Source organism: Campylobacter sp. MIT 21-1684, assembly GCF_026241315.1.
In the GTDB taxonomy this organism is placed as follows: domain Bacteria; phylum Campylobacterota; class Campylobacteria; order Campylobacterales; family Campylobacteraceae; genus Campylobacter_D.
In genome coordinates this window covers 64,542-82,246 of sequence record NZ_JAPHNA010000007.1, presented here as the reverse complement: position 1 = coordinate 82,246, position 17,705 = coordinate 64,542, and the positions used below count along the sequence as shown (strand labels likewise).

The window sequence follows — 17,705 nt, the reverse complement described above, 5'->3', positions numbered from 1 at the left end:
GAAACACAAGAATACGCACTTTTACAATACAGAAAAAGAGAAACAAAAAGATTTCTTATTATTGTATTTTTTGTTTGTATTGCTTGTCTTTCTTTGGTTTTTGATATAGCAACAGGTCCTTCTATGCTTACTCCTAAGGAGGTAATAGATGTTTTATTTTATCCTGTTTCTGGTGGTGATGTAGATAAAACTTCCTTAGTGATTGTTTGGGATTTAAGACTTCCTATGGCTTTGATGGCTTTAGTGGTTGGTGGAACTTTAGGAGCTGGAGGTGCTGAAATTCAAACCTTGCTTAATAATCCTATGGCAAGTCCTTATACTTTAGGACTTGCCGCTGCGGCTGGATTTGGTGCTTCTTTAGTGATAGCTTTTGATTCTTTTGGATTTTCTTTAGTATTTGCTGTGCCTTTAGGGGCTTTTTGTATGACTATGTTAGCGGCTTGTATTTTGTTTTATTTTGCTTCTTCAACGAGATTTTCTTCTACTATGCTTATACTTGTAGGTATTGCTTTATTGTTTTTATTTCAAGCTCTCCTCTCTTTGGTACAATACTTAAGCGCTCCTGAAATCTCACAGCAAATTCTTTTTTGGCTTTTTGGAAGTTTGCTAAAGGCAAATTGGACGAATCTCACCATACTTAGTATAGTGAGTTTTGTTTGTATTATTTTGCTTTTAACTGATACTTGGGCTTTAACAGCTTTGAGACTTGGCGAAGAAAGAGCAAAAAGTATGGGTGTGAATTTAGTTTTTTTGCGTTTTAAAGTTCTTGCGATTGTTTCTTTTATGAGTGCTACTGCTATTAGTTTTGTTGGAGTTATAGGTTTTATAGGACTTGTGTCGCCTCATATTGCAAGACTGTTGGTCGGAGAAGATCAAAGATTTTTCTTGCCTAGTGCTATTTTTGTTGGAGCAAGTTTTTTATCTGTTGCTTCTGTTTTATCTAAAACTCTTATTATAGGAGCTTTATTTCCTGTTGGCATTATCACTGCATTGATTGGAGTGCCTTTTTTCTTTTGGATTATTTTTTCTAGGAGAAAAATATGCTAAAGCTAGAGAATTTTACTCTGTTTCGTTCAAATATATGTCTTGCTGACAGTATTCATTTATGCTTTGAAAAAGGAAAAGTGTATGCTATACTCGGTCCTAATGGGACAGGAAAGTCATCTTTACTCCAAGCAATCTTTGGCGAACTCTCCTTTAGTGGTATTTTACGTTTTAAAGGTGAAGATGTATGTGGTATGAAAAAAAAGATTTGGAAAAAGAAACTTGCTTATATGCCTCAAGACAATTTTGTTGATTTGAATTTAAGCGCTTTAGATCTTGTTTTGCTCGGACTTATGGACAATCTAGGTTTGTATATAAGCGATGAACAAATTATGCTTGCTACAAATATGATGGAAAAATTAGGTATTTTAGCTTTGGCTCACAGGAATATTTCAGAACTTTCCGGTGGTCAAAGGCAAATGCTTTTATTTGCAAGTGTGCTTTTAAAGCAACCGCAGATACTTTTACTTGATGAACCTGTAAGCGCTTTGGATATGCATTATCAATGCATTTTGCTTGAACAGGTTAGAATGCAAACAAAGAGCAGAGAATTGCTTAGTATCTTAGTGTTGCACGATTTATCTTTAGCTTGCCAGTTTGCTGATGAACTTGTTTTGCTGTATCAAGGTGAGATAAAAGCTAAAGGTAAGCCAAGAAAAGTCATAACTAAGGAACTTCTTAAAGAAATTTATGCTGTCCAAGCAGATATTTTTTATGATGATAATAGTCTTCCTTGCGTTTTTGTTAAAGGAGTATCAAATCATATTAAAAGGAGAAAAAATGAATAAATGTTTTATAATAGTGTTTTTTTTGCTTGCATTGAGTTTTCAAGCTTTTGCAAAAACTTATGAAGTAAAGATGTTAAATATAGGTGAAAATGGTAGTACTATGGTATTTGAACCGGGTTTTTTACATATTGAGTCCGGAGATTCTGTTACTTTTGTGCCTGCAAGCAAAGGACATTGGGCAAAAAGTCTTATTGTTCCTGATGGAGTAAGTCAGTTTGAGGGTAAGATTAATGAAGCAATGAGTGTTACTTTCGAGAAAGAAGGTATTTATGTGTATGTTTGCCCACCACATCAAGTGATGAATATGAGCGGTATTATTCAAGTGGGAAGGGCACTGAATTTAAATCAAGCAAAAGAAGCTTTGCCAGCCATTGAGCATCGAGCGGTAACCAACAAAGGACGTTTAAACGAGTATGCAAAAAAAATACAAGAATGATTTTATAATTCTTACTTGTAAAGCATATCCTCAAGGGAATCGAGAATTAAATATTTTGCATCATAGACTCAATTCTCTTGGCTTTAAATGTGAATTTGCATTATGGCAAGAGTTAGGGCTTGATTCTTTAAATGAAAATTATGTTCTTTTGCCTCTTGGAATGTGGGATTATAGTCTCTATTATAAGGATTTTTTAAATTTTTTAGAGCATTTAGACAAACAAAAGATTCGTATTTTTAATTCTGTTGCAACTCTGCGCAAGAATTCATCTAAAGAATATCTCAAAATTTTGCAAAACGAATCCTTGCCTGTTGTTCCAAGTACTTTTCTTTATAAAGATGATATTTGGGAAGTATCGTTACAAAGATGCAGTTTTAAAACAGCTGTTATTAAGCCTTTAGTAGGACAGAGTGGAAATGGAGTGCGGTTTTTAAGTGAGAAAAATCCTACGCAAGAAGAATTTAAATACGGAGCCATAGTTCAACCTTTTATAAAAAGTGTTAGAGAATTTGGAGAATGCTCTTTGGTGTTTTTTAAGATGAAATTTGCCTATGCTGTGCAAAAAAATGTTCAAGATGATTGGCGTGCGAATTCACGCTATCAAGTAAAAATTACTCCTCTTGCTTGTGTTCCTAAAAAATGGATTGAAATTGCAAAACAGGCTTTAAAACTTTTAGATGAAAAAAGTTTATATGCAAGAGTAGATATTTTGCCTCAAAAAGACCATTCTGTTTTTCTTAGTGAAGTTGAGCTTTTAGAGCCTTGTTTGTATTTTAGTCTCCATAGCAAAGGTTTAGAATCTTTTGTAAATCATTTAACTAAAAAGTTGTAAATATATTTCTTTGTTAGTATATTTTTGATACAATCAGCCTTCAAATTTCCAAAATTTTTGAAAACACATAAAGGTAAGTTGATGATACAATCAGATACAATTTGGCTCGATGGAAAATTTGTTGATTTTAAAGATGCCACTTTGCATTTTTTAACACATTCTTTGCATTATGGGAATGCTGTTTTTGAAGGAACAAGAGCTTATAAAACAGATAAAGGTTTGGCAATTTTTAGACTCAAAGAGCATACAAAAAGACTTTTAGAATCTGCCAAAATAAATCTTTTAACTTCTCCTTTTTCGCAAGAAGAGCTTGAAAATGCACAAATTCAGCTTTTAAGATTAAATAAATTCCAAAACAACGTTTATATTCGACCTTTAATTTTTCTAGGTGAAGGTGTTATGGGGGTTTATCATATAAAGGCTCCTGTAAGAGTAGGTATAGCTGCTTGGGAATGGGGTGCGTATTTAGGTGATGAAGGATTGAAAAAAGGGATTAAAGTTAAAATTTCCTCTTTTGTAAGAAACAGTGTGAAATCTTCTATGGGAAAAGCAAAAGCAAGTGCAAATTATCTTAACTCACAAATGGCAAAATTTGAAGCCATTGAAGCAGGATATGAAGAAGCTCTTATGCTTGATGAAGAAGGTTTTATTGCTGAAGGCACTGGAGAATGCTTTTTTATTGTTAAAGATGGGATTTTGATTACTCCGCCAAATGATTTCTCTTTAAAAAGCATTACTCAAAACACAGTTTTTAAAATTGCTCAAGATTTGAAAATCCCTCTTTTATGTCAAAGAATTTCAAGAGATGAAGTTTATACTGCCGATGAGGCATTTTTCACCGGAACTGCTGCTGAAATAACACCTATTAACAATGTAGATGCAAGAGTTATAGGCAATGGAACAAGAGGTGAAGTAACAAAAAAAATTCAAGATGCTTATTTTGATATTGTTTATGGGCGCAATGACAAATATCAATCAATGCTAACTTATATTTAAAGGAAAAAAGATGCCTGCTGATTTAAATGATTATTTTAATAAAAAAAATGGAAATTCTAACAGAAACACTCGTCAGAATTTTAATTTTAAAACTCCCGAATTTAATTTTAAAGGCTTTGGGAAATTTTCACCGCTTGTTTATACGCTTATTATTATCGTACTTATTTTTGTGCTTGCAAAACCTTTTGCCATTGTCAATGAAGGAGAAATGGGTATTAAGGTTACAACTGGAAGCTATAATCCTACACCTTTAAAATCAGGACTGCATTTTTTTGTTCCAGTTTTTCAAAAAATTATTATAGTTGATACAAGGCAAAGACAAATGACTTATACTTCCCTTGACAGCGGAAATGAAATTTTACAAACAGGCACGGGTATTATTAACAGAAATAGCATTCCTGTACTTGATAAAGATGGTTTGACTGTGCTTGTGAATATTACTATAAAATATAATCTTAATCCAACTCAAGTACCAAATACAATAGCAAATTGGAATTTAAATTGGGAAAACAAGATTATAGATCCGACTGTGCGCAACATAGTCCAAAGTGTTATAGGACAATATACAGCAGAGACATTACCGGCAAATCGTAATGCAATAGCCGAACTCATACGAGAGGGAGTAACAAAAACGGTTTCTTCTTTAGACAATGAACCTGTACACTTACAGTCTGTTGAGTTGCGAGAAATAGTACTTCCACCAAGAGTAAAAGAACAAATTGAAAAGGTGCAAATTGCTAAACAAGAAGCTGTTCGTGCCGTACAAGAAGCTATCAGAAAAGCTACTTTGGCTGAAGGTGAAGCAAATGCGACTATTATTAGTTCAAAAGGAAAAGCAGATGCTATTAAAATAGAAGCACAAGCTCAAGCTTTTGCAAATAAAGAAGTTGCTAATAGTCTTAACAATCCTTTATTAAATTTGAAACAAATTGAAGTGCAAGGTAAATTTAATGAAGCGTTGAAAAGTAATCCTGATGCTAAAATTTTCCTAACACCTGGTGGTGTTGTGCCTAATATTTGGGTTGATACAAAAGACATAAAAAAGCAAAGTTCAGCAAATTTGAATTAGTCTAGGAAAAACAAGTGGAAAGCTTGAAAAAACTTGTGCTTTTTTATATCAACCATTTATATTTGGTTGATTATATGCTCATTCTCTTAGTATTTTTTCTTTTCACTTGTATTTGTTTCTTATGTGTTTTTTTACGACACAGAACAATTATCGCTTTAATAATTATGGCTTTAAACATAGTGCTATGTTTTTTTGTATTTCTTTACGGTTATAAATTTATCGACTATCAAGTCAGAAGCAGACATACTACTATTAGCGAGCAGAAAAAAATGCATAACTCTCAAGCTTTAATTATTGACTTTACTATTGCAAATACTTCAAAACATAATTTTAAAACTTGCAAGGTTACTGCAAAAATTTACAAAGATAAACTCCCCCAAGATACTTTTCTGACAGAAATGAAACATCGATTTATTCCTTATAGAGTCAAGAGTACTGTACTTAAAGATTTAAACAAAAGTATGACGCAGTTTCAAAGAATAGCCTTTGATAATTTTATTTATGAGAACAATTACACTCTTCGTATGAAATCGGAGTGTTTCTAGTGCAATTTACGATTTTTCATATTATCGTTGCAATTCTTTTAATTGTCTGTTTTATTTTAGTTTGCGGGCTTATTTTTCTTAAAGTGAAACAAAGGGAAATTGCTCTTATGTTTTATACTATAACGACAATTTTTACTGCTCTTTTGATGTATTCTCTTTTTTTAACTCTTAATCAATTCACAATACAAGCAAGTCTTAGCAAACTTACTTATACAAGAAATTTACGTCAAGAAAGTCTTATTGTTAGCGCTAGAGTGGAAAATCTAACACGTTTTCATATTAGAAAATGTTATTTAATGCTTAATATAGTTAATAAAAAGCTAGTTGGCGGTGAGATTTTCGAAAAGAAAAATCTTGAAAATGCAAAAATGCAAAATACGAGTGTGTCTTATACAATAGAAATTGCAGATGGACTTCCGGGAAAAACTTATAAAGATTTTTCAACCCAAGTTCCGTTTCCTCCAAGCTTTAATGATCCTGAGTTTTATCACACTTTAAAATGTATTTAATTTTCTTCAGTCGTAGTATTATTTTTTTTCACTACTTTAACCCGTTCTATAGAATTTCCATTCATCTTTTTTACTTCATAATAACAAAGTTCATCTTCAATTCTATCTCCAACAACAGGCAAACGACCCAAAAGATTAAAAACATAACCACCGATTGTAACTTGTTCTAAATCATCATAACTTATAAGAAGCAGTTCTTCAACTTTTTCTATATCACATCTGCCTTGAAATTCATAGATATTTTCAGCAAGTTTGTGATAGCTGTCTTCCTCGTGCTCACTTTTTATTTCTCCAAGTACTTCTTGGATAATATCTTCCATAGTCAAAATCCCAGCTGTACCACCATATTCATCAACAACGAGTGCAGCGTGAGAACGTTGCGTATTCATCATTACTAGAACTTTTGAAATGCTAATATTTTCAGGAACTAAAATCATAGGTTTTGCGAAGATTTCTAGATTTTCACTTTTTCCATTGAGTTCATTTTGTATTAGATCTCTAATGTGAATAAGTCCTACTATGCTATCTTTTGAACCATCTATATAAGGGAATCTTGTATGTTTATGTTCGCAAATAATTTGCATATTTTGAGCATAGCTGTTTTGTTTATTAAGACAAATCATATCTTTACGAGGAGTCATAATTTCTTTTGCAACTGTGTCGCTAAAATCTACAGCATTGCGAATAATTTCAGTTTCGAATTCATCTAAAACACCGCCTTTTTGACTTTCGCTTGCTATAATTTTAATTTCTTCTTCGCTGTGAGTGAGCTCGTGTTCTTTTGCTGGTTTGAGATGAAAAATTTTCAATGTCAGACTTGCTAGAAAATCAAAAATTTTAATACACGGGGAGAAAATTATACGAAAAAGATGTAAAGGTTTTGCTATCCAAAGTATAACTTTATCAGCTGTAGTTATAGCTATACTTTTTGGGACAAGCTCACCTAAAACTACATGCAAGAGCGTTATTATACTAAAAGCTATCACAAAAGCTATTGTATGAATAAGTATGGGATTGAAATTGAGGTTTAAAAGAGGAGTGCTAATTACTGCAGCTAATGCGGGTTCTCCTATCCACCCTAGTCCAAGAGAACTTAAGGTGATTCCTAATTGGCAAGCGCTAAGATAAGTATCAAGTTGAGAATTAAGTTTTAAAGCTTGTTTGGCTCCAGTTTTTTTCTCTTTTACCATTTCCTCTAGTTTAGAGCGACGAACCTTGACAATGCTGAATTCAGATAATACAAAAAAACCATTTAAAAATACCAAAATGAGTGCAATGAAAAGCATTAAGAAAGAATATCCTATATCAAAGCTTGTTTGAACAGGAAGAGTTTGATTTAAGTCTAAAAACTGACCGGGGTCCAACGAAACTCCTTAGTATAATTTATTAGAAATTATAGCGAAATTTTGGTAATAAATTTTTTACTTCAAAAAAGAGCTTTTTGTTTGTTCAAATTCATTTGATTTTATTTTTTAAACAACCCTTTTTATAGGCTATATTCATTTCAAATTCATTTAAACGTTTATAAATGCTTCTTAATTGAGTGATGGTAGTCCAATTTGTAATAAAAACACTAAAAGAAGAACGTACCTGATCAAAAGCATTATTGATTTGCATCACTACACCAAGAGTTATAATTCCTGTAAAAAGACTGGGAGCCATTGCTAAAAATGGGATAATAATTATTATTTGTTCAAACAAAATAAGCCAAATATTAAAGTATCCATAATGCAAGAAAAGTTTTTTGTAATTTAATTTTAATCCTGTAAAAAGCTCAAACATTGTTTCATTTTTTGCGTATTTTTGGCGGTTATCTTCGGCAAAAACAAGTTCTTTTCTAAAGGCAGCTTCAGCTTTTTGATTATTGTATTCAAGCCCGGGCAGTTTAATACCTATAAACCAAGAGATGAATAAACCACCTAAAGAAATAAAAAGGGCAACATAGACAAGCAATCCATCAACATTCCTTAAAAAATACCAAGTAGAATCAGTATCAATACCGCTTAATAAAGCCTCGCTAACTGAACCACTTAGCCCCCATAATATAGGTATAAAAGCAATTAAAGTCATTAAAGCTTTTATGAAAGCAAGTCCTAAACTTTCGACAATTTTTGAAAAATTATATGTATCTTCTTGAATTCTTTGTGAGCTTCCTTCTATATTGTCATCTTTATTTTTCCAAAATTGTAAATATGAAAAAGTCATCGCTTCACGCCATTTAAAAGCATAAATGCTTGCAAAGTAAATATTAATAGTTGCGATAATTACATAAGGCAAAGCGATACATAAAAAAACAATAATAAGCGTGTAAAAATCATTAATATCATAATATTGTTTCATCGCTATGCTTTGAGTTTGAAAGAATGTTTTGAGCAAAAATTGGTAGTAAGCAAGTGAGGATTTATTGAGAAAATTGGCTCCTTCTAAAGCCTTTTTAGCGTTTTCATTTGCTTGTTCTTGAAGTTTTTTTTGATTGATATCGTTTGGATTATTTTCTTGTAAAAGTTCTGTTTGTATCGGGTGTGGCTTTTGCAAAACATTATAAAAGTCTTTATACCATTCATTAATAGCGACATTTAAGCTTGTTTGTATATATAAAAAAACAAGAGTAAAAAAAAAGCCCATATAAGCCCATAGAAACCACTTTTTAGAAAGAAAAAAAGATGAAAACATTAAAAACCTTTAATTAAATATTTTACCATAGAGCATTTTGAAAAAATTATATAGCAAAAGATTAAATTTTTTACAAAATCCTTTTTTGTTTAAAAAATAATAGTAATATTTTTTATCAAAAATTTTTTAATCAAGGAGATATAAATGAAAAAGTTCGTTTTTCTTTTACTTTGCGTTGCCATTTCGGCTTTTGCTTGCACTGAAAGTCAAAAAAATTCAGACAGCACTCAAACACATAGATCTTCTCATTAAGGCAGGTAATTATGAGAAAAGTTATTAGTATTTTAATGTTGAATTTTGCTTCTTTAGCCTTTGCAGCTGAACTTAATATTTATTCTGCTAGACATTATGATGCTGACTTTGAGATTATTAAAAAATTTGAAGCTCAAACAGGTATTAAAGTCAATCATACTCAAGCAAAGGTATCAGAACTTATTAAGAGAATGCAACTAGAGGGTGAAAAATCTCCAGCGGATATTTTTATTACAGCTGATATTTCCAACCTTACTGAAGCAAAAAATTCAGGGCTTTTAGCTCCTTTAGAGTCAGCTTTTTTAGAAAAAAATATACCAGAGCATCTTAGAGATAAAGATAAGCAATGGTTTGCTATTACAAAACGAGCTAGAATTATTGCTTATAATAAAAATGCAAACACAGATATTAGTAATTTAAAGAATTATGAGGATTTATTAAAAGATGAATTTAAAGGACAAATAGTAATGCGAAGTGCAACTGCGCCATATAGTAAAACCTTACTTGCTTCTATTATTGCAAATGATGGAGAGCAAGAGGCAAGAAAATGGGCAAAAGGAGTACTTGATAATTTGGCAACTCCTCCAAAGGGTGGTGATAGAGATCAAGCAAGACAAGTTTTTGCTGGTGAAGCCAAATTTGCAGTGATGAATACCTATTACATAGGGCTTTTAAAGAATTCTAAAAATCCAAAAGATGTTGAAGTTGGAAATGCTTTAGGTATTATTTTCCCAAATCAAGATGGTAGAGGTACCCATATCAATGTAAGTGGTATTGCAATGACAAAATCAAGTAAAAATAAAGAAGAAGCCAAACGGTTTATGGAATTTATGCTTACTCCTGAAATTCAAAAAATTCTTACAGATATTAATTACGAATTCCCAATTAGAAATGATGTAGAATTGAGTGATACGGTAAAAGCATTTGGAAAATTTAAAGAGGATGAAATTCCTTTAAGTAAAATTGCTGATAATGTTAAGAAAGCTGTTGTTATCTATGATGAGGTAGGTTTTAGATAGAATGACTTATTCTTTAAAAGCACTAAAAATCGTGGCGGTTTGTATCGCCCTTTTTTTATGCTTGCCTGTTCTAAGTATTTTTGGTGAGCTTCTCTCTGTCTTTTTTCAAAACCTTTGGTTTGAAAATCCATCCCAGCTTACAAGCATAAAAGATAATTTGCACCATTTCTTTACATATCTTTTTATAAGGTTTATCAAAGATACTTTTTTAGTTGTATTTGGCGTACTTTTTTGTTCCTTGATTTTAGGAGTGAGCTGTGCGTATCTTGTTGCGCAATTTGAATTTTGTGGTTCAAGACTTTTAGAAAAACTTCTTGTTTTGCCTTTAGCTATCCCTGCATATATTTTGGCTTTTATTTATGTTGGCATTATGGATTATCAAAGTATTTTTTATGAAATTTTTGGTTTTAGGGTTGATTTTTTTAACATTTATGGAGCGATTTTTGTCCTAAGTATTTCTTTGTTTCCTTATGTTTATATGTTTGCAAAGACTGCGTTTAAAAGCGAAGCTGTACAGCTTTTAGAGGTAGCCAAAACATTTGGTTATTCTGAATTTCAAATTTTTTTTAAAGTAGCGATTAAAAGTGCAAAACCTGCAATTTTGTCAGGTTTAATGCTTGTTTTTATGGAAACTCTAAGCGATTATGGAGCTTCTGCGTATTATGGAGTGGATACTTTTTCAGCAGGGATTTTTAAACTATGGTATGATTTAGGCGATCCTTATTCTGCCGCTGTTTTGTCGGGATTTTTAATGGTTTTTGTTTTCATTGTAATGTATATTGAGTATTTATACAAAGTCAAACAAAAATATAGCTTTAATCAAAATTTAAAAGTTTTCATTCAAAAAAGAACTTTAAGTAAAGTAAAATCTTTTTTTGCTTTTTTCTATTGTTTTTGTATCGCTTTACTAGGGTTTATTTTGCCTTTTCTTTGGCTTTTATATTGGGGTTTGCAAGATGCAAAAATTTTCGAAAGCGAATTTTATAGTACTCTTTTTAAGACTTTAATGCTTGCTGCAATAAGTGCTGTGATTATTACAATTGTAGCTTATTTTTTAAGTTTTGTTGCAAGAATTTCAAAACACAAATTCTTTTCTGTTGTGCTTTTGAAAACAAGTTCTTTGGGATATGCCATACCCGGTGCTGCTATTGGAGTAAGTGTAATGATAGTCTTTACTCTTTTAGGTGATATGCTTGATACAGCTTTATTAGGACATTCTTTACTCGTTCTTTTGTTTGCATATATGATAAGATTTGTCGCAACAGCTTTGTATTCTTTAGAAGGAGGATATAGTAAAATTCATACTCAAAGTGATGAAGTTTCTTTATTTATTAAGCCAAGTTTTAAAACCTTGTTTTTTTCAATCCATACTCCTTTGTTAAAGCATTTTTTATGGCTTTCTTTTATTATTGTTTTTATTGACACTATAAAAGAATTGCCGCTTAGTCGTATGCTTACTCCTTTTGGTTTTGAAACTTTAGGGGTGAAAGCGTTTTGGTATGCAAGTGATGAAAGAATTTATGATGCAGCACTGCCTTCGCTTTGTATAGTACTTTTATCTTTGCTTGCAGTTGTTTGGATACAGAGTTTGAGTAAGGAAAAAGAATGTTAGAAATTCGAAATTTAAAGAAAAATTTTGGAAACATAGCCGTTTTAAAAGGCATTGATTTAGATATTAAAAAAGGTGAGATTGTAAGCATTTTAGGAGAAAGCGGAGGTGGAAAAAGTACTTTGCTTAGAATTATAGCAGGGCTTGAAAAAGCAAGCTCGTATGATAAATACCAATGTAAAGGTAAAATAGCAATGATGTTTCAAAGCTATGCTTTATTTCCACATTTAAATGTTGCAGAAAATATCCTTTTTGCTTTATATGATTTAAAAAAAGAGGAAAAATTAGCAAAACTTGATGAGCTTGTAAGGACTTTTGAAATTTCTAGTCTTAAAGAGAAAAAAATTGATGAAATTTCAGGAGGACAAGCACAAAGAGTTGCCTTTGCAAGAGCTGTAGCAAGAGGATGTGATCTGCTTTTACTTGATGAACCTTTTTCAAATTTAGACCAAAATTTGAAAAATGATTTGAGAAATGAGTTAAAAAAGCTTATTAGGCAACAGGGTATCTCTGCTATTATGGTAACACACGATATTGAAGATGCTTATAATATATCAGATACAATAGCTCTTTTACACGAAGGAAATATAGTCGATTACAATGATCCTAAAAAACTTTTCTTTTCGCCAAAAAATAAAAAAAGTGCTTCTTTGTTGCCAAATCTTAATATTATCGAAGAAGAACTTGATTGTGATGATGAATTTTTTGCTTGGATTGTTTCGAAAAATTGTATTTTTTCTTATACTGATATTAAGCTTGGTGGCAGTTTTGAAGCTAAACTTGTAGAAAAGGAATTTTTAGGAGCATATTATAGATTAAAACTTGCCTATAAGCATATTTGTTTTTTTATGCTTGTAAGTTCAAGTTATGCACTTGGTGAAAGAATAAGTTTTGATATTATTACTAGAGAATTGTAGTTTAACTTTGATAGAATATTGAAAATATTTTATTGGGGATATAGATGAGCAAACTTTTAATTATAGGCGCAGGTGGAGTTTCGCGAGTAGCAACTTTTAAAGCTGCATTAAATAGTGATACTTTTACGCATATTATTTTAGCAAGTCGAACAAAAAGCAAATGTGATGAAATAGCAGGTTTCATTAAAGAAAGATTAGCGGTGCAGATACAAACTGCACAAGTTGATGCTGATAATATGCAAGAGGTGGTAGAACTCATTAAAGAAACAAAGGCAGATATTTTGCTTAATTTGGCTTTGCCTTATCAAGATTTAACTCTTATGGATGCTTGTATAGAGACTAAAATTCATTATATTGATACGGCAAATTATGAACATCCAAGCTTAGCAAAATTTGAATACAAAAAACAATGGGAAAGAAATGAAAAATTCAAACAACTTGGAATCTTAGGACTTTTGGGAAGTGGATTTGATCCGGGTGTAACAAATGTTTTTTGTGCCTATGCGGCTCAAAATTTGTTTGATGAAATTTTTTTTATTGATATTTTAGATTGCAATGCAGGTGATCACGGGTATGCTTTTGCTACAAATTTTAATCCCGAAATTAATTTAAGAGAGGTTTCAGCTAAAGGCAGGTATTGGTGTAAAGGCAAATGGATAGAAACTGATCCTATGCAAATACATATGCAATGGGACTATCCTGAAATTGGTGTTAAAGAGAGCTATTTATTATATCACGAAGAGCTTGAAAGTCTTGTAAAAAATATCACAGGCTTGAAAAGGATACGTTTTTTTATGACTTTTTCGCAAAATTATCTTACTCATATGAAATGTTTGGAAAATGTGGGAATGCTCGGGATTAAACCTGTGCAACATCAAGGTGTTGAAATAGTCCCGATTGAATTTTTAAAAACTCTCTTACCTGACCCTGCAAGTTTGGGTGTTAGAACAAAGGGATATACGAATATAGGTTGTGTAATTCGTGGAAAAAAAGATGGCAAAGAGAAGCAAGTGTATATCTATAATGTATGTAATCACGAAGAATGTTATAAAGAAACTGGTGCTCAAGCGGTAAGCTACACAACCGGGGTTCCTGCTATGATAGGTGCTAAACTTATTGCTAAGCGAATTTGGCAAGGAGAAGGGGTGTTTAATATGGAAGAATTTAATGCCCAAGCTTTTATGAGTGAGCTCAATACACAAGGGTTGCCTTGGAAGATTATAGAAATGAAACCAAGTTTAGGAGATGAAGAGTTATAGCTTTGATTATTTACTTTTCAGAAGCTTTTATTGATTCAAAAATTTTTTTGATGTTATCTATAGTATTTTCATTAATTTGTGTGGATTTAATATTCTTATGATTATAATCATAGTAAAAGACTTTTTCTTTATCTTCATCTTTTAAGACATAATTACTGCGGTTTTTACCAATTTGGACTTGAATCGTATTATTTTCATAAATTTCTTTGGCTTGAATGTGTATTTTAACATCGGAAAAAACTTTTTGTAAGCTCTCTCGTTTATAATCAACTCGATATTTTATTTTTACAAATTCCTCATACTGTTTGACTAGCCTCTCATACTTTTCAAGACTATCATTATACATATTTATAGATGCTAAATGGGCGTTATGTCCATTTGCTTGTTCATTGTTTTCTATATGCTTTTTGAGTTTTATAATTCTTACTTGATTGTTTATCAAATAATCATATATTTTTTTTATATTTCTAGATAATTTTTTAAAATCCATATTAATAGTAGAGGAAAGTTCCTGAATTTTGTGATATTCTTGGTCAATTTTAAAGACGCTTGAAGCTATATGAATTTTGTTGTAATTTTTGCATTCGTTTTGTATAATCAAATTCTTCTTAGGGTAGAGTTGATTATTGTTAAATAATGTTTCAATAAAAATGTTTTTCGCTTTAATAACTGAACCTACGCACCTTTCTACGTAAACATTGTTCGCTACAATTGTAGAATATGATAAATTTTTTATATAAATTGTATCAGTTTCCAAATAGCCTTTATTATAATTTTCAATATAACAATTAGGTACTTTCAAAGTGTCGGTAATGCTGTAATTCCCTTCATCATCTTGAATCAAAAACCCATAATAAGAACTATAATATCGTACACCTCTTTCACTTTGTTTCTCATAAATACTTTCATTTTTAATCTTGAAAGGATTTTCTAAATCGATGTTTTCTAGAGAGATGAGATTGCCACACACATTTCTTCCATTTCTCCCTTCTTTTCCATAAATGAATTCAAACAATAAAGAATCTGATTCAACAGGTTGAAAATCTCCATTTTTTGTGCAGTTTTTATGAATAATAGTTTTGCTTTCTTTGTGATTTAAAGGTTCTACACCATCACAAAGTGTGAATTGTAAGGGTTCTAACTTCTGTCTGCCTTGTTTTAAGGTTTCTATAAATATATCTAAGTAAAAGTTGAGTTTTTTGTCTAAACGTAAAATTAAAATTTTATTTTTTATCATTGCTTTATAAAGTGCTTGCATTATGTCATCTTTTATTTCTTCATAATATACGAGTCCTTTACTATATACACATTTTGCTCTAATTTTAGTTAAATTTTTATTTGATTCAAGTATAAAACGAAAAATTGTTTTTTTATTTTTAGGAGAGATTTTTATGAGATACTGTTGTGAAAGTACATCGTATTTTTTTATATAATATTCATCATCATAGAAAATATCAAGTTCGTCTAAAGAGTATATCTTATTAATTGAATTATTAGAGGCACAGGTTTGAATTTCAAGTATTGTAAAATCAAGCTTAATATCCGTTTTCTCTTGTTCAAGTTTTAAGCTTTCAAAAGGATCAAAACTTGTTAGTGTTTTACTGAACCTTGCATCTATTTTAGAGAAGTTCTGCAAAACTTGCGTATTGTTTGTTAAGGATGTCATAGTTTTCAACCAAAGGTTTATTTTCAAAATGAACTAGAATTTGCTCACAGCTCTCACATTTTAAAACCGTGTTTTTGTATCTGAGCTCCTTATGTATGCTTTGTGGTATTTTATGAATTTTTAAAGTGCAAGTACAGATATAGTTGAAATTCTGCTCCAAGCTAAAATCTTTTTCTATGGATTTTAATTTTATATACATTGGTAAAGTATAATGGATTTCATTGAGATGAATAGCTTTGTGTATATAATTGGAAATCCACATATCATCGTGAAGGAAGTGATTTAAGATCCAATGTTTTATTAAATAAAGAAGTTTTTTGACTAAGGTTTTTGCATCGTTTGAATGAGATTGGAAAATGTTTTTGGTTTTATGCATTAGCTGTCTATGGCTTTTTTTGTGCTCTTCGATTAAAGGAAAATCGATGCTCTTCATAAATTCTTCTTCATCTTTGAAATGTATTTTAATGTATTTAAATAATCTCAAAGCGGTTTGTTTGAGCTCTTCTAAATATGTTTCGTTATTTGGATGGTGTTCCAATTTATGAGCTAAATCGTTTGTAGTGTTACACATATCAAAGATGATTTTATGCTGGGAATCGAGTTTTTTATTATTAAGACTAAAATCTTTTGTCCATTCTACTATTTTTGATTTTCTCATAATTTCACCTTTCCCTTTTTATTATTTATTATTTATTATTTATTATTACCATAATAATATAATATTAAATATTATAAGTTTCTTAAATAATTGTTTTCTTTAAATTGTTGAAATGTTTTAAATTTTGGAGAAATTAAATTTCATTGATGCTGTAAAAATTTTAAAATCTCAAGTTTTACACTCTAAGTATCCTTCATAAAATTTAATATTAAAGAATAGTTACTATTTATTTTTTGTTAAATAATGAAGAAAATTTAAAGATAAGAATTTGTTAAGTCATATCTTTTGTTTTTAAATTATTTTGTACTTTTAAATCAAAGATTTCTTAAATGCTTTAGAAGAAAATTTTTTCTTCTAATTTTAAAGAATAAAACATACAATTTGAAAAAAAGATTGTAAGATTAAAAATTTAAGTCTTTTATCTTTTAGAAAACAACGATAGCTGTACTTTTTTATTGCTTCTTAGGATTTTTTATCTAGTATGAAATAAACATAATGGCTTTTTAAAGTTTGTATAATTAGAAGTTTTATTAAAATTATTAGAGAGTTGTCTAGTGAGAAAAATAAATAAAAAACTAGTAAAAATTAGAACAAGAAGTAAAACACATTTTTGATGTGTTTTACTTTGTAAAGTTCAGTGTATAGGATGGAGCTCATTTGCATAAAAACTTACAGAATGCATTCCTTCTTTTAAAGCCCATTCGTAAGCTTTTGCTACAAAATCCCAATTAATATGAGCATAGAATTTTTCTAAATATGCAGGACGTGCATTGCGATGATCAACATAGTAGGCGTGTTCCCAAACATCAACAACGAGCAGAGGGATTTTTTCATCTGTAATAGGAGTTGCAGCATTAGAGGTAGAGACGAATTCAAGTTTTTGATTTGTACTATTATATACAAGCCAAAACCAACCTGAACCAAATACTCCAGTAGCACCTTTGATAAATTCCTCTTTAAATTTCTCTAAAGAGACAAAATCTTTTTCTATTGCTGCTTTGAGTTCTGCATTTAAGTTTTTACAGGAGTTGCATTCAGATTTTGGCATAATACAGTCAAAATAAAAATCGTGATTATACACTTGTGCCGCATTGTTAAAAATGCCACCACTTGAAGATTTGATAATACTCACTAAATCTTTCCCTGCAAATTCAGTATCTTTGATGAGGTTGTTAAGATTATTAACATAAGTTTGATGGTGTTTTCCGTGGTGATAACTAAAAGTTTCTGCACTCAAAAAATCGCCAAAAGCATTAGTGTCATAGTTCAATTTTCTTAATTCAAACATTGTTTCCTCCTTTGTAGTTTGATGAAAAAAATGTAGCATAAAAAGAATAAAAAGTTTTTTAAAATTATTTTTGAAGCTTTGTGAAAAGTTGTAAAAGATTTTTTGTGTTAATGTTTTTTATATATATACGGCGGATTTAGATTAT

The 17,705-nt window shown here is 30.6% G+C and carries 16 protein-coding genes and 1 pseudogene; 12 read left to right on the top strand and 5 right to left on the bottom strand.

Annotation, left to right across the window (positions count from 1 at the left end):
* From OQH62_RS04340 to OQH62_RS04305, 8 genes are all read left to right on the top strand, one after another.
* Positions 1 to 1,047 (top strand): FecCD family ABC transporter permease (locus OQH62_RS04340; protein ID WP_266014291.1); only part of this gene is annotated, 1,047 nt, incomplete at its 5' end.
* The gene (locus OQH62_RS04335; RefSeq protein ID WP_266014288.1) at positions 1,041 to 1,832 is read left to right on the top strand and encodes an ABC transporter ATP-binding protein; all 792 of its coding nucleotides are present in this window, start codon (positions 1,041 to 1,043) and stop codon (positions 1,830 to 1,832) included. The genes OQH62_RS04340 and OQH62_RS04335, both read left to right, overlap by 7 nt.
* Positions 1,825 to 2,268 carry a plastocyanin/azurin family copper-binding protein gene (locus OQH62_RS04330; protein ID WP_266014285.1) on the top strand — a complete coding sequence of 148 codons (444 nt, stop codon included), beginning with the start codon at positions 1,825 to 1,827 and terminating at the stop codon, positions 2,266 to 2,268. The genes OQH62_RS04335 and OQH62_RS04330 overlap by 8 nt, the downstream gene beginning before the upstream one ends.
* Complete coding sequence (locus OQH62_RS04325) at positions 2,246 to 3,100, top strand: ATP-grasp domain-containing protein (RefSeq protein WP_266014282.1); 855 nt, start codon at positions 2,246 to 2,248, stop codon at positions 3,098 to 3,100. The genes OQH62_RS04330 and OQH62_RS04325 overlap by 23 nt, the downstream gene beginning before the upstream one ends.
* A gap of 81 nt (positions 3,101 to 3,181) precedes the next feature.
* Positions 3,182 to 4,096 carry a branched-chain-amino-acid transaminase gene (gene ilvE / locus OQH62_RS04320; protein WP_266014279.1) on the top strand — a complete coding sequence of 305 codons (915 nt, stop codon included), beginning with the start codon at positions 3,182 to 3,184 and terminating at the stop codon, positions 4,094 to 4,096.
* A gap of 10 nt (positions 4,097 to 4,106) precedes the next feature.
* Positions 4,107 to 5,165 carry a prohibitin family protein gene (locus OQH62_RS04315; protein ID WP_266014276.1) on the top strand — a complete coding sequence of 353 codons (1,059 nt, stop codon included), beginning with the start codon at positions 4,107 to 4,109 and terminating at the stop codon, positions 5,163 to 5,165.
* 14 nt (positions 5,166 to 5,179) lie between these two features.
* Entirely contained in the window at positions 5,180 to 5,710 is a 531-nt protein-coding gene (locus OQH62_RS04310; protein WP_266014274.1) for a DUF2393 family protein, read from the top strand.
* Positions 5,710 to 6,219: a DUF2393 family protein gene (locus OQH62_RS04305; RefSeq protein ID WP_266014271.1), complete on the top strand. Its 510-nt coding sequence runs from the start codon at positions 5,710 to 5,712 to the stop codon at positions 6,217 to 6,219. The genes OQH62_RS04310 and OQH62_RS04305 overlap by 1 nt, the downstream gene beginning before the upstream one ends.
* Here the strand turns inward: OQH62_RS04305 and OQH62_RS04300 are convergent.
* Positions 6,216 to 7,583, bottom strand: coding sequence for a hemolysin family protein (locus OQH62_RS04300; protein WP_266014268.1), 1,368 nt, complete (start codon positions 7,581 to 7,583; stop codon positions 6,216 to 6,218). The two genes, OQH62_RS04305 and OQH62_RS04300, sit on opposite strands and share 4 nt — an antisense overlap.
* Before the next feature lie 91 nt (positions 7,584 to 7,674).
* Entirely contained in the window at positions 7,675 to 8,892 is a 1,218-nt protein-coding gene (locus tag OQH62_RS04295; RefSeq protein WP_266014265.1) for a putative transporter, read from the bottom strand.
* 287 nt (positions 8,893 to 9,179) lie between these two features.
* On the opposite strand from OQH62_RS04295, the gene OQH62_RS04290 reads away from it, so the two are divergent.
* The 4 genes and pseudogenes from OQH62_RS04290 to OQH62_RS04275 all read left to right on the top strand — a co-directional run bounded on the left by OQH62_RS04290 (position 9,180) and on the right by OQH62_RS04275 (position 13,948).
* A complete protein-coding gene (locus OQH62_RS04290; RefSeq protein ID WP_323053611.1) occupies positions 9,180 to 10,163 on the top strand; it encodes a Fe(3+) ABC transporter substrate-binding protein in 984 nt (327 codons plus the stop codon).
* Between the two features lies 1 nt (position 10,164).
* Positions 10,165 to 11,830: pseudogene (locus OQH62_RS04285) on the top strand (ABC transporter permease).
* Entirely contained in the window at positions 11,769 to 12,689 is a 921-nt protein-coding gene (locus OQH62_RS04280; protein WP_266014256.1) for an ABC transporter ATP-binding protein, read from the top strand. The pseudogene OQH62_RS04285 and the gene OQH62_RS04280 overlap by 62 nt, the downstream one beginning before the upstream one ends.
* 44 nt (positions 12,690 to 12,733) lie before the next feature.
* Positions 12,734 to 13,948: a saccharopine dehydrogenase family protein gene (locus OQH62_RS04275; protein WP_266014253.1), complete on the top strand. Its 1,215-nt coding sequence runs from the start codon at positions 12,734 to 12,736 to the stop codon at positions 13,946 to 13,948.
* A 10-nt stretch (positions 13,949 to 13,958) separates the two neighbouring features.
* On the opposite strand, the gene OQH62_RS04270 is transcribed toward OQH62_RS04275, so the two are convergent.
* The 3 genes from OQH62_RS04270 to sodB all read right to left on the bottom strand — a co-directional run bounded on the left by OQH62_RS04270 (position 13,959) and on the right by sodB (position 17,560).
* Entirely contained in the window at positions 13,959 to 15,614 is a 1,656-nt protein-coding gene (locus OQH62_RS04270; protein WP_266014250.1) for a flagellar assembly protein A, read from the bottom strand.
* Positions 15,568 to 16,272 (bottom strand): hemerythrin family protein, encoded by a 705-nt coding sequence (locus tag OQH62_RS04265; protein ID WP_266014247.1) that lies wholly within the window; start codon positions 16,270 to 16,272, stop codon positions 15,568 to 15,570. The genes OQH62_RS04270 and OQH62_RS04265 overlap by 47 nt, the downstream gene beginning before the upstream one ends.
* Positions 16,273 to 16,906: 634 nt before the next feature.
* Positions 16,907 to 17,560 (bottom strand): superoxide dismutase [Fe], encoded by a 654-nt coding sequence (gene sodB / locus OQH62_RS04260; RefSeq protein WP_266014244.1) that lies wholly within the window; start codon positions 17,558 to 17,560, stop codon positions 16,907 to 16,909.
* Between the last annotated feature and the right edge of the window lie 145 nt (positions 17,561 to 17,705).

Excerpts from the sequence above, each read along its gene's own strand:
- OQH62_RS04335 (WP_266014288.1), top strand. The coding sequence starts at position 1,041 with ATGCTAAAGCTAGAGAATTTTACTCTGTTTCGTTCAAATATATGTCTT.
- OQH62_RS04330 (WP_266014285.1), top strand. The coding sequence starts at position 1,825 with ATGAATAAATGTTTTATAATAGTGTTTTTTTTGCTTGCATTGAGTTTT.
- OQH62_RS04325 (WP_266014282.1), top strand. The coding sequence starts at position 2,246 with ATGCAAAAAAAATACAAGAATGATTTTATAATTCTTACTTGTAAAGCA.
- ilvE (WP_266014279.1), top strand. The coding sequence starts at position 3,182 with ATGATACAATCAGATACAATTTGGCTCGATGGAAAATTTGTTGATTTT.
- OQH62_RS04315 (WP_266014276.1), top strand. The coding sequence starts at position 4,107 with ATGCCTGCTGATTTAAATGATTATTTTAATAAAAAAAATGGAAATTCT.
- OQH62_RS04295 (WP_266014265.1), bottom strand. The coding sequence starts at position 8,892 with ATGTTTTCATCTTTTTTTCTTTCTAAAAAGTGGTTTCTATGGGCTTAT.
- OQH62_RS04290 (WP_323053611.1), top strand. The coding sequence starts at position 9,180 with ATGTTGAATTTTGCTTCTTTAGCCTTTGCAGCTGAACTTAATATTTAT.
- OQH62_RS04280 (WP_266014256.1), top strand. The coding sequence starts at position 11,769 with ATGTTAGAAATTCGAAATTTAAAGAAAAATTTTGGAAACATAGCCGTT.
- OQH62_RS04275 (WP_266014253.1), top strand. The coding sequence starts at position 12,734 with ATGAGCAAACTTTTAATTATAGGCGCAGGTGGAGTTTCGCGAGTAGCA.
- OQH62_RS04270 (WP_266014250.1), bottom strand. The coding sequence starts at position 15,614 with ATGACATCCTTAACAAACAATACGCAAGTTTTGCAGAACTTCTCTAAA.
- OQH62_RS04265 (WP_266014247.1), bottom strand. The coding sequence starts at position 16,272 with ATGAGAAAATCAAAAATAGTAGAATGGACAAAAGATTTTAGTCTTAAT.
- sodB (WP_266014244.1), bottom strand. The coding sequence starts at position 17,560 with ATGTTTGAATTAAGAAAATTGAACTATGACACTAATGCTTTTGGCGAT.